This window comes from Mesotoga infera (assembly GCF_900157305.1).
Lineage (GTDB): Bacteria > Thermotogota > Thermotogae > Petrotogales > Kosmotogaceae > Mesotoga > Mesotoga infera.
In genome coordinates, this window is sequence record NZ_LS974202.1 from 2,181,551 (window position 1) to 2,194,757 (window position 13,207).

Consider the following 13,207-nt stretch of genomic DNA (forward strand, 5'->3'; position numbering starts at 1 on the left):
AATATAAAGAGAGGGGGACATAGAATGCACTTAAAAAAGACAATTATGATTGTACTTCTGGCACTAGTGTCCGTTCTGGTTATGGCCTACAAAATCAGACCGGGTGACGTTCTGTTCGTTTCGGTCTATGGTTCCGCAGAGCTTTCGGGAGAAATCGTTGTGGGGCCGGACGGCACGGCGTCGATACCTCCACTGGGCAGCGTGGCAGTACTTGGCAAGACTCTTGAAGAAGCCGAGTCGCTTTTATCCGGAAAGTATCTGAGCGGAGGAATTCTGGCTACGAGACCGCAAGTGACAGTTTCTGTAAAGTCTTACGCACCTTTCATGTTTTACGTCCTCGGAGAGGTTAACAAACCCGGCGCCATAGAATGGACGAAGGACAATCTAACAGTATCGCAGATAATAGCACTGGCCGGAGGGTTAAAGGACGGTGCAGACCTTTCCTCCTCCTTCCTGGTAGAGAGCAACGGAAATAGAAAACATATTGACCTATCTTCTTTTCAGGTCGGTGGAGAGGCATCATCGATTACACTGGCCGAAGGCACGACGCTCTTCATACCTGCCGGTGCCAAAGCCTGGATAAGGAGCATCGGAGAGTTCAGATCTCCCACCCTGATAAGGTATAACCCTGGATTGACACTCACTCAGGTGATTGCCCAGTCGGGAGGTTTGACGGAAAACGCCGACAAGAAAGAGATTTTGATAATGGGAGAAGGAGTTCAGGGGAGTAAAAAGGTGGTCGATCTCAACTCCGTGCTCTCCGGTGCCATCATTGACCCATTGATCCCCGCTGGCAGCATAGTGGTCGCCAACGACTCCTCCATTAAATCGGTGAAGTTGCTGGGCGAGGTTGGTTCGCCATCGTCGATAAGTTTCAGGGACGGACTGACACTGATTCAAGCGATAGGGCAGGCAGGCGGTGTCAAATCCGGCGCCGCAAGCCAGCTGTTCATAATAAGAAGCGAACTCTCCGAACCTTTGAGAATCGAGTTGATCTCTCTGTTGAGAGGCGAAATCAAGGATGTGCCGCTTAAGCCTGGAGATACCATTTTCATTCCCCGTGAAAGCGAGAAGTTCGTTTATATCTCCTCGCCAACCTTTGGAGGAAAGGTACAGTTCGGCGTCGATGAGTCGATTACTCTGGCCAACGCTCTGGTGAAAGTGGACCTGTACAACCCTGCCAGCGACGAAAGTTCGATACTTGTAGAGCCTTCCGGAGAGCGTATGGAAGTTCGTCTCAACGAAGATAGAGTTCTTCAATCGGGTTCTATGATAATCGTAAGCGGCGGAACTAAAAGCATTTATATCGCCGGTGAGGTAAACTTTCCCGGTATGATGCAGTTCGGAAACTTCGATGAAATCACTCTGGCAAAAGTGATATCGAGGGCCGGTGGTTACACCGAAAAGGCCGGCAGCGTGGAGGTAATCTCTCCCAGCGGGAAGTCGGTATATTCGATTGAACAGGCTTTGAGGAGCGATGTGAAGCTCTCTGTGCAATCGATAGTCCTGGTAGAGAGGATCGAAGAGAGATATGTATATGTCGTGGCTCCTGGGAGCGGTGGAAGGATAGATTTCAAGGAGAGTGAAAGCTTCACTCTGAAGAACCTCCTGGCCAGACTCAACCTTCTCAATCTGAACTCCTCAAAGGAAATCGAAGTTATTGAACCGTCTGGAGAAGTCAGCACGGTGGCCGCCTTAAAGTTAAAAGATAACGATCTGCCGCTTCAGACAGGAGCGATCGTCATTGTGCCAGCATTGGGCTCGTGGGTTTATGTTTTCGGAGAGGTGTCCAGACCGGGGAAGATCGAAGTTGACGGAGAAGACCTCACACTCACCAGGGTGCTTAGTTCAAGCGGTGGATACACGAGTGTGGCCGATATATCGAGTGTTGAGGTTCTATCGGCTGGAAAGAGTGTGACCGTCAATCTGCAGGAGATCCTCAAAGGTAGTATCCCCGATGTCAAAATAAAATACGACGATCTTATATACATACCCAGACTGGATAACAGGTTTGTTTACGTTGTGTCGCGCAACAAAGGAGGAAAAGTAGATTTCGGCAGCGGTGAGAACATAACCTTGAGAAACGCACTGGCCAAGCTCAACCTTGTGGAAGTGTCTTCGGAGAAAACCGTTCGTGCCATTGAGCCTGACGGAAAGATCACGGAATTGAGTATAAAATCTCTTGAGAACTCGGATGTGGTGATCGAAACAGGTACCATAATCTTCTACCCGGAACCATACAGCACGGCTTCTGTACTGGGCCAGGTAAGAAACCCTGGAACGGTAACGCTTCAACCTGACGTTCCATTCACGCTCTCCAACATCCTCGCTGCAGCCGGTGGCCTCACAGAACGGGCAGATCACAAGAGAATCACCGTCATGGTCACCGACAGCTCATCGGTGACTATATATGACATGGATAGTATTTCAAGTGGAAAGGCTATATACATAAAAGATGGCTCTACTGTCTTCGTTCCGGAACTTGAGAGCTTCTACGTGTACGTAGTTGGAGGCGTTAAGGCTCCCGGCGTCAAGACTCTTGATCGCGATGGAGGTCTCCCAACAGTCACGAAGGCAATCGCATTGGCTGGCGGATTGATCGATCCGACTGCGAGCAGCATCGAGATCGTTGAGAACCAGAGCAGACAGAAGCTTGACCTCCAGCGGATAATGAGGGGCGATTCTCCCGATGTTAAGATCGCTTCCGGTTCGGTTATATATGTGCCAGAAATCCCCGGAAAATACATTTATATAGTATCCGACAGCGGCGGCGGAAGGGTCGATTTCAATTCCAGTGAGTCTCTGACACTCAGAAACGCCCTGGCCAAGGAGAACTTGCTCGATCTCGCCTCCGATGGTAGGGTGACGATCATTTCTCCCGACGGAAGCAAGAGGGAGAGGATCCTCTCCGATCTGAAAGATAGCGACATTTCGCTCCAGTCGGGTTCGATAATACTCTATCCAGTTACCCAGAGGCAGATATATATTCTCGGAGCCGTTAGAAGTCCAGGGACGGTTCTCTTCAAACCCGCCGAGAAGCTTACCCTATCGACTCTCATAGCTAAGGTCGGCGGAACTACTCCCGAGGCTCTAATGTCGAAAGTCCAGATTACCGACCAGTTCAGCAGGACCAGCACCGTGGATCTTGAAATGATTCTTCAGGGCAAGGCCCTGGATGTGAAGCTCGAGGATAGAACTTTCGTGTACGTTCCGGTTTATGAACCCATAACGGTCAGTGTTCTCGGTGAGGTACGCAACCCCGGTCAGGTTACCTTTTCAAAGACCGAGATCCCCGGTCTGCTCCTTGCGATTTCTAAGGCCGGAGGGTTGACCGGTGAGGCCTCTTCGGAGATCAAGATTGTCGGTCAGGAAAACCAGTCTTACTGGTATCAACTCATGGAAGGTCAGGACATAACCCTGAAAAACGGTCAGACTGTATTTGTACCCGGTAGAGAAAGATACGTCTACATAACCGGTGAAGTCGCCTCGACGGGTAGATACGATTTCACCGCCGAAGAGAGAATGACGGTCATGAGAACTCTCATAAAGGCTGGAGGAGCGAGAGAGACAGCCTCCGACGAGTTAAGGGTTATTACCCCGTCGGGACAGGTTATACCCGTGAAACTTTCAGAGCTCCTTTCGGGAAAGAGTGATCCGACTCTCGAAACGGCGAGCACGATCGTGGTTCCAAAGAAGGTCGCCAGAATAACCGTTTTGGGAGCCGTCAGAAATCCCGGAACGTACATCTTCAATCGCGACGAGAGTTCGTCCCTCGCCGACGTTGTTGCAAAGGCCGGTGGTCTTACCGACCAGAAGAACGTTGACAGAATTCTAGTTCAGATTTCGAACGAAATCAAAGAGTTCACAGTTGCCTCCATAGAGAAGAGGAGCGATAACCTTCCTGACAACACATTTGTTTACGTGACCTCGCTCGAAGCTGCGTATGTTACTGTGCTGGGAGACGTTCCAAGGCCTGGTAGGTATTCCCTTGAAGGGACCCAACCGGTGTCGGTAGCCGAGATAATAGCTACTGCCGGTGGCCTTGGAGACACCGTCAACACCTTGAGCATCGTGTCGGCCGACGGTAAGATCAAGCTTCTGAACGCACTCAAGATCGAGGATCTCACCAGAAATTTCTTGCAGAAGAGGGATACAATAATCGTCTTGAAGAACTACGACTCTTATGTGTCGATAATAGGCGATGTGAAATCCCCGGGTATCTTCTCTATCGGCGATTACGGAGAACTGTCGCTGGCAGAACTGATCACGATGGCTGGTGGCTTCAACAGTCTTGAGTTCAGCAGAAAAGTGCAGATACAGAACGCTGCGAAGACCGAAGAACTGACCGTCGGACCGGACAACTTCCTTCTCCTTTCCACTAAAGAACTGGAACCGGGATCTGTGGTCTTCGTTCCATATATACAGACACAGAGGGTTTATGTCTTCGGAGAGGTTCTCAGACCGGGAGTGGTGAAATTTCTCGAGGGAATGACGGCTATAGAAGCGGTTATAGAAGCCGGCGGCCCGACAAGCTACGCTGTTCTCGGCAATGCGCTTCTCTTTCAGGATCCACAGAAAGAGCCCCTTGTACTCAACCTGGACCAGCAGAAGGGAAGCCCGGTGAAGGGAAACGTAAAGCTAGTTCCCGGAAATATAATTTACGTTCCGCAATCATCGATCGTCAACATAAAGGATATAATGTCAATCGTCGCCTCGTCACTTAGTATAGTGAACTCGGCTGTCGGGATCTTCAAGTGATCGAGTGAGGTTGGAGTGTGAACATAGATCTACACACCCATCTATTGCCGGGAGTCGATGATGGCAGTTCAGATGTGGAAGAATCACTAAAAATTCTCGAAAGAATGAAGAGCGGGGGCGTAGAGAGAGTCTATCTGACTCCGCATCTTTATTCACCGCGTACTCCAACAGATATCTTTGCGATCAAAGAAAGCTGGAGGAAACACTCGGCTTCTCTCAACTCCTCGGGGGTTGAGGTGTTCCTGGGTTCGGAAATTTTTTTGAGACCTGAGGTGCTGACCGGTGAAATCATTTCAATGGGAGAGACGAATGTGTTGCTTGTGGAACTCCCCACAGACGCAAGGCCGCATTACTTAGTCGAAGCCATAGAAACCCTTCAGAAGAGGGGATTCAAGATTGTTCTGGCGCATGTAGAGAGGTACGGCTTTCTTTTCAAAAAGAGTCTTCTCCCTTTCTCCAGGAGTAAACTTGAAGATGAAGTATTTCGCCTCAAAGATATGGGTGTGCTTTTCCAGGTCAACTGGGATAGCCTAAAGGATTGGCGTACGGTTTTACTCCTGGAGAAGAGAATGGTCGAAACTATTGGTAGCGATAAACACCACAACAGCGACGGAAGAGGAGTTATAGATTTCTCTTCGGAATTGGCGAGTCAATTCATAAATGATTATTATCTGTGATCGGAGGTGCACCTGTGAGCGAGCTAGAGGGCAGTGATTACAGGGAGCTAACACTGGAAGATATTTTTAGAATGTTCAAAAAAAGACTGTCTCTTTTTATCTCTATCACGCTGGCCGTGGTTGTAGTGACGGGAATATACCTCGTGTTTGCCACCCCCATCTACGAAGCCAGCGTTACGATCAAGGTCGATCCTACTTCACAATCTTCGGTGAGCGATCTATTCACAAATTCGTTGACAGGAAGCTCCATATCTAGAGATATATCAACGGAAGTCGAATTGATCAAAAGCCGCACGAACATAGAGGAGATAATCGCCGAACTCGATCTTGTAAACAGAGTATACTCGAGCGAAGCTCGCGAGAGATTGATATCGGAGGGCTACACCGAGAAAGACCTGGTTATGTCCCTTACGAGATCGATTTCAAATATGATCACCGTATCGCCCGTTAAGGACACGAGGATCGTCAAAGTTTCTGTTCAAAACAAGGATCCAGTTCTCGCCAGAGATATGGCCAACACTCTTGCGATGGTCTATAACAAGAAACTGGCCGAGCTGTCGAAAAGAGATTTGACCAGAAAAAGGGAGTTCATAGAGGCTCAGATTCCTTTGTTGGAGAAGGACTTAAAGGAATCTACGGATATGATGAAAAACTTCAAAGAAGAGACGGGTATCTACGTGCTGGACAAGCATTCCGACCTTCTCTTCCAGATGCTTTCCAGTTACGATAGACAGTACAACGAGTTGAAGATTTCGGCCGAAGAGAAGAAGGCCGAAATCCAGACCTATCAGGGAATGCTCGACGACTTCAACGGAACGGACAGCAGAGATGTGAAATCGATGTGGATCCAGACATCGGAAAGTTTCTCGGTGAATCCCGTCCTGACAAGTCTAAGGCAGAGTCTATCCAAACTGCAGGTAGAACTGGCCGCACTCCAGGAGCAGTATCCATTGACCGATCAGAGAGTCAAATCCAAGATCACTGAGATATCCAAAACTGAAAGTCTGATAGCCGATGAGGTGAAGAGAGAGTTCATAACCTCTGGTCAGGGAATGACACTCAATCCGGCCTATCAGCAGATTTTAACGGGCGTTATAACTGCCGAGGCCGATTTGCAGATACTGGAGGCCTCCATCAACGCCGTTGCCGATATGCGGGAGCAGTACCAGATTGAATTGAGAAGCCTTCCACTCAAGGAGCAACAGCTTCTCGACCTGCAGAGGCAGATCACAGTCAAAGAGAGCCTCTACACGCTTCTTCTCGAAAGGCTGGAAGAGGCCAAGATCAGCGAGGCCGCAGTCGTTGGCAACGCGGCGATAGTCGATCCGGCAACTATACCGCAGACTGCCGTTAAGCCTAACAAAAGGCTTTCCCTGGCGATTGGTGCAGTACTCGGCATCTTCCTGGGTATGTTGATGGTCTTTTTGGCCGAGTATCTGGATAAAACGCTCAAGACCGAGGAGGAGATAGAGAGGTTCAGCAGACAGCCAATCATCGGCAGGATACCTACGATAGAGGGTATCAGGGAAGAGATGTACGTAGAGAAGAGTCCCACTGCGCCCTCGGCCGAGTCCATGAAACTAGCCGCCAGTAACCTCTCCTTTACCATGGGAGATGGGAAGACCGTCGCGGTAACCTCCGTTCTTCCAACCGAAGGCAAGAGCTTCGTAATAGCCAATCTGGCCTATTCAATGGCCAGTAGCGGGCAGCGCGTTATACTGGTGGATTTCGATATGCGCAGACCCAGAGTCGAGAAGATCTTGAAATCAACGAAGAAGCAATACGGAGTCACCGATGTAGTAATGGGTAAAGTCGAACTGGAGAGCGTCATTGAGAGATACACCGATAATATGGATTTCATCGGCGTGGGTACCGTTCCTCCCAATCCGACGATCGTGCTCTCTTCTAAAAACATAGATGTATTGCTTGAGAAACTGAAAGAAAAATATGACAGAATACTGATAGACATGCCTCCGGCGGTTGTCACATCCGACGTTTCTCTGGTCGGAAACAAGCTCGACGGAATAGTTCTGGTCGTAAAACCCGGCAGAGCGATAAGGGACGGCTTGAGAATCGTCATTGACAACTTAAAAACCGTCGGGGTAAGAATTCTCGGCGTTATAGTGAATGGTGTCGACGAGAAGAACTCCTCCTATTATTACCATTACTACTATTACTACAACGAAGAGGGAAAGAAGAAAAAGCGAAGAACCAGAAAGAATAAATAGAACGGGGAGAGGATCCTGTGAACCTAGCTCTCAAGGGAATTCTTTATAGTTTGGTGGCAGGCCTGGCAACCACTCTGGGAGCCCTGCCCTTCATGGCGATGAAGAAGGGAATATCCAGGCGAACCTTGGATATACTTCTGGGTTTTGCGGCCGGCGTGATGCTTGCGGCGACTGCCTTTTCGCTGGTCGTACCTTCGATAGAGCTGGGGGGACCGCTGAGGTTTGTAATAGGGTTCACCCTAGGGGCGATCTTCGTCGATATAATGGATAAGCTCGCTCCGCACGAGCATTTGATAAAGGGATACGAAGGACCTCTCGAACACTCGAAAGTCAGTAAAATTTGGCTCTTCGTGATCGCCATAACGCTGCACAACTTTCCGGAAGGAATGGCAGTTGGAGTCGGCGCCTTTACGACCGAAGCTCTGGTAATTGCTATGGCTATCGGCGTACAGAATATTCCCGAAGGTGCAGCCGTTATGGCCAGCCTGGTTGGAGCTGGTTACAAACCCACCCGTGCATTGAGGATTTCCTTTCTCACAGGAATGGTAGAGGTTGTCGGAGGTCTTCTCGGAGCGATACTCATAAGTGTGGTGAGACCGCTTCTCCCTTACGCCATGGCCTTCGCGGGCGGCGCAATGCTCTTTGTAATAAGCGATGAAGTAGTGCCGGAGACCCACAGTGGCGGCTTTGAAAGAGCCTCTACCTATTCGCTGATATTTGGCTTCATAGTGATGGCTCTACTTGACAATATTCTTGGGTGAGGTGAAAGATGATGAAAACGACGATGAAAAAGATGAATAAGGTGCTGGACTTCGAAATTGTGGTGTATATAGTCATGACGCTGCTCATACCTCTGTTCGTTACCAAGGGCTTCACCCATGAGCCTTCAACGGCCAAACACTTTTTCTACGTCGTCGGTTTCACACTGATACTTTTGAGCGTATTAATAAGGAAAAAACGAGAGAATATTGAGTTCAATTACGTCCATGTGGCGCTCCTGGGTATCGGGATGGCGGCCTTGCTGTCTCTTATAACTGTGGCAAGCGACAACCCGCAGTACCTAAGATACTCTCTAGAAGTCGCCCTTTATACCTTCTTTCTGGGGCTGACGGCCATCTATATATCCAACAAGTTCAATACGATTGAAAAAATCGAGATAACGCTGCTCTTTTTCATCATAGGTGCTTCGATAGTGTCGATCGACGCATTGCTCAATTTCTACGCGGGATGGGATATCTTTCTGGGGAAGGTGGGCGAACCCTTTGCCAGGGCTTCGGCCAGATCGACGATTGGAAACCCGAACTTCGTTTCCGACTATATGGGAATGACGATACCGCTCGTCTTATATTTCATAATATCGAGGAAACCTTTGGCCTTCATCTTTAAAGGGTTTGGAGGTCAACTGATCCTGAAGATTGCGATGGTGACACTGCTGGCTCCTATGGTTGCCGCCGTCTTCGTATCGCAGACCAGGACTGTCATTACAGCTATATTCGTTGGGAACGTCGTCTTCTTGCTCGCATATGTTTTTCTCAAGAAGAAAAGAAAGCCCGAATTATCCGACGATCCGGCGGCCGGGAAATTCAGAAGACTGTCCTTAATCTTTCTCGCAATCGCCCTGACAATAGTCGTAGTGTTGGCCTTTCTTTACCTTACGCCTTCTCCGCTGACCGGTCAGGGGGATATCAATATCACCGCCAGACTGGAGTACGCCCTTACCTCTTCGGGCTCCTGGAAGGAGCGCTTTTCAGCTTGGGAGAACTCGATAGCTCAGTGGTTCGATAGCGACAATAGACTCAGAATTCCCTTCGGTACGGGAATAGGTACCTTCCAGCTCTACCATCTACTCTACAGCCCGCAGGTGTTAGCCAGCAATCCCGACTACATGATCGTATGGAATAACTTCAAGAGAACTCACAACGATTATATTCAGGGCCTGAGTGAGATGGGTCTGATAGGCTTTTTCTTCATAATCGCGATGGTGACCTTTCTAGTCTTAAAGTTTTTTAAAACTCTATACTCGATAGATAACAAAAGAGATCTGCTTTTGTACGGGGCACTCGGCGCGGGGATCTTTTCCTTCGCCGCCCACAGCTTCTTCGAATTCCCCCTCCACATGCAGCCGAACCTTATGCTGGCGCTTTTTATATCTGCCCTGGCCATGGGAAAGTACTTCGCTGGAGGTTCAAGAAAGCTCGACCTTCCCAGAACCCTTCTCGCCGGGCTGTTGATTCCACTGGCCGGAGCGCTAATTTTTCTGAAGGCATCCGCTTTTCTGGGTGAGGGTTACTTCAGGATGGGGCAGACAGATCAGCAGTATTACCAAGCTTATTATAACCAGGCCCAAAGTCTGGATGTCTCGGCACTTCAGGAAGTGAGAAATAACATTGACTCCTTTACCGGAAGCTACAGCTACCTGGCCGACGTCAGTGCCTATATGGAAAAGAAAGGTAACGAATTGAAGGCCAAGTACCCTGGGGCCAGTCCAATTGAACTGCTCGAAGCGGCCGATAATGAAAGAATGAGCGAAATATCAAGATTGAAAACGGAGATCAACAACCGTTTAAGGCAGTACGATACCCTAATGGACAGGGCGCTTCAGTATTACAATGGGGCCATTGTGAATTTTAAAAGATCGAACAGAATATACCCGGTACTTGGGAAACCGCTCTGGTATATCGCTGGACTCGGCATGAAATCAAATCATCTCGAAGAAGCCAGAAACAATCCGGAACTCATGTTCGATGTTCTCACTGGCGAGGATGAATTTACTTCCGATATCATCCCGGAATTCAAAGGCAGTCTGGAAGTAATTCCCCTTCCGGAAAGAGAGATCAGGACCCTGCCGTTTAAGGATATAGCATCCGTCAATAAAGCCGCTTTCAACAATCCAGAACTTGTCAACGGACTCCAGCTGTACTTCATCACCCAGCTGCAGATGATACTGGATGCCGCCGATTACTATGAGTCTTCGGTGATACTCTTCAGCGAAAGGCAGACGCCAAGAATACTCGGAAGGCTTTACACCAGCGTCAACAGCGAGCTAAAAAAATACTACAACTTCATAGACACCCGAAACTCGCTCATCCAAAGTGCCTTTGGAAGCTCAGAAGAATTCAAGAAGATAGTTTTCGACACCATAGACATGGCCGCTGAAAAGGCTTTGTACTGGTTCGACTTGGCCGTCAGACTTCTCCCAGGGACCTGGAACCGTTACCCGGACTGGAAAAATGTATATCTCGAATACATGACATCAATAGAAACCGTGGGACGTTCCCTCGCTGAAAAAAGCCAGTTGCTCCTTTCGGTTGCCGAAAGACATGCTTGGGCCGCCGAAAACATGGGACCAGACTCACCCGGTGATACTCTTCAGTACGCTATAGCCTGGGGTAAAAATTACCTATCCGGTGAAGAATTGAACGATTACAAATCGAAGCTGAGTGAGATCTACTCCAGAGTGGTAGAAATGAATCGTGAACTCATAAGAAACGGAGGTTCGATCACGGAGACTAAAAAAGAGGAAATCAACACTCTTATAGGGCTTTATGAGTCGCTCCAGATGTAATTCTGGTATACATTCAAATAGATTAGTGCTATAATATTCGAGGAGGTGTCCTGTGAAAGGGAGCTACTATGTGACCACACCTATTTATTATATAAACAGCGAACCGCATATCGGCTCGGCGTACACCACTATAGTCGCAGACGTTGTTTCAAGATACAGAAGGCTTTCCAATAGTGATGTTTTCTTTCTGACAGGAACCGACGAGCACGGTCAGAAAGTATTGAGCGAAGCCGTTTCGAGGGAAATGGACACACAGAAATATTGTGATATACTGGCTGGAAAGTTCAAGCAATTATGGAAAGAGCTCGAAATAAGTAACGACGGTTTCGTGAGGACCACTGATGACTACCATGTGAAGGCCGTTCGTTTTTTCGTGAACAAAATGAAGGAAAAGGGAGATATTTACAAGGGCAAATACGAGGGATGGTATTGTGTCCCGGACGAGACTTTCTGGAACAAAGAAGATCTTAAAGAAGGAAACCTCTGCCCCGAGTGCGGAAGAGAAGTAAAATGGGTCAGCGAAGAGAATTACTTCTTCAGGCTTTCGAAATACAACCAGGCGCTCATAGATCTTTTCAACGAAAATCCGGAGTTCGTTCAACCTGATTTCAGAAGGAATGAAATGATGAGGATTCTGGAAGCTGGCCTCAAGGATCTAAGCATAACCAGGACCTCTTTTAATTGGGGCGTTCCCATGCCCGAAGATCCTGAGCACGTAATATACGTATGGGTTGACGCCCTGATAAACTATCTAAGCGCCATCGGTTATCCCGACAACATGGAGATGTTCTGGCGTTACTGGCCGGCCAATGTCCATCTAATAGGCAAAGAGATAAACAGGTTCCATTCGATAATATGGCCCGCCATGCTGATGTCGGCAGACCTTCCCCTTCCCGTTCAAATCTACGCCCACGGATGGCTCACCATAAACGGTCAGAAGATATCCAAGTCGCTCGGAAACGCCATCAGCCCTAGAGAGTTCATAAATATCTACGGCAACGACGCTTTGAGGTATTATCTGCTAAGGGACATACAGTTTGGCAAAGACGGCGACTTCTCCGAGGATAACCTGATCGGAAGGATAAACGCCGATCTGGCTAACGATCTGGGAAACCTCCTTCATAGAACCGTTGTGATGATCGATAAATTCAACGGTGGGCTGGTACCACATCCAAAAGAGAGGAACACGACAGATGACGAATTGATTGCCCTGGCGGAAAGGACTTTCGTCACTTACAGGGAGTCTATGGATAGCCTGCGTTTCACACAGGCCCTGGAAGCTGTATGGGAGCTCATAAGATTCGCCAACAAATACATAGACCTCACAGAGCCGTGGAAGCTTGGAAAGGACCCTGAGATGAAGGGGAGGATAGATACCGTACTGCACAATCTGGCTTGCGCATTGAAGAATGTCTCACTTATGATAGAACCCGTGATGTTTCACACGGCGAGAGAAATAAGGCGCAGACTCGGAATCTCCTGGGAGATGAATCTCGCCGATCTTTCGTGGAGCGAATTGCCCGGGAACATGAGAGTCAATCACGGAGAGCCTATCTTCCCTAGGATAGATCTTACTACGCACAGGAAGGTGACGGAAATGAATGAAGACAAAGGCAAATTTCAGGAGCAGGAAGAGAATTTAATAGACATAGAGAGTTTCTCGAAAGTCGAACTGAGAGTCGCACTGGTGGAAGGGGCCGAAAGGGTAGAGAAGTCCAAAAAACTGATCAAACTGCAATTGGATCTTGGAGAGATTGGAAAGAGGCAAGTTGTCGCCGGTATAGCACATCATTACAGCCCGGAAGAACTGGTGGGTTTGAAAGTGATAGTGGTTGCCAATTTGAAGCCCGCAAAACTCATGGGTATCGAATCTCACGGTATGATACTCGCTGCCAAGGCCGGCGATACACTGACATTGCTCACGGTTCATAAAGATATGACTCCAGGAGCTAAGATTTCATGAGGAAAGAGGGGGGTCT

6 protein-coding genes are annotated in these 13,207 nt (G+C 48.6%); all 6 read left to right on the plus strand.

What is annotated here, in order from left to right; genetic code table 11:
• Positions 1-24: 24 nt before the first annotated feature.
• From MESINF_RS09930 to metG, 6 genes are read left to right on the plus strand one after another with little or no spacing between them, the layout of a single operon-like run.
• Positions 25-4,758, plus strand: coding sequence for an SLBB domain-containing protein (locus tag MESINF_RS09930; RefSeq protein WP_169699673.1), 4,734 nt, complete (start codon positions 25-27; stop codon positions 4,756-4,758).
• 17 nt (positions 4,759-4,775) lie between these two features.
• Positions 4,776-5,435, plus strand: a complete 660-nt coding sequence (locus MESINF_RS09935) for a CpsB/CapC family capsule biosynthesis tyrosine phosphatase (protein WP_169699674.1) — start codon at positions 4,776-4,778, stop codon at positions 5,433-5,435.
• Between the two features lie 14 nt (positions 5,436-5,449).
• The gene (locus MESINF_RS09940; RefSeq protein ID WP_169699675.1) at positions 5,450-7,663 is read left to right on the plus strand and encodes a GumC family protein; all 2,214 of its coding nucleotides are present in this window, start codon (positions 5,450-5,452) and stop codon (positions 7,661-7,663) included.
• A 17-nt stretch (positions 7,664-7,680) separates the two neighbouring features.
• Positions 7,681-8,424 (plus strand): ZIP family metal transporter, encoded by a 744-nt coding sequence (locus tag MESINF_RS09945; protein ID WP_197712664.1) that lies wholly within the window; start codon positions 7,681-7,683, stop codon positions 8,422-8,424.
• A gap of 8 nt (positions 8,425-8,432) precedes the next feature.
• Positions 8,433-11,228, plus strand: coding sequence for an O-antigen ligase family protein (locus MESINF_RS09950; RefSeq protein WP_231936719.1), 2,796 nt, complete (start codon positions 8,433-8,435; stop codon positions 11,226-11,228).
• A 52-nt stretch (positions 11,229-11,280) separates the two neighbouring features.
• Entirely contained in the window at positions 11,281-13,191 is a 1,911-nt protein-coding gene (gene metG, locus MESINF_RS09955; RefSeq protein WP_169699676.1) for a methionine--tRNA ligase, read from the plus strand.
• Positions 13,192-13,207 lie beyond the last annotated feature (16 nt).

Excerpts from the sequence above, each read along its gene's own strand:
- MESINF_RS09930 (WP_169699673.1), top strand. The coding sequence starts at position 25 with ATGCACTTAAAAAAGACAATTATGATTGTACTTCTGGCACTAGTGTCC.
- MESINF_RS09950 (WP_231936719.1), top strand. The coding sequence starts at position 8,433 with ATGATGAAAACGACGATGAAAAAGATGAATAAGGTGCTGGACTTCGAA.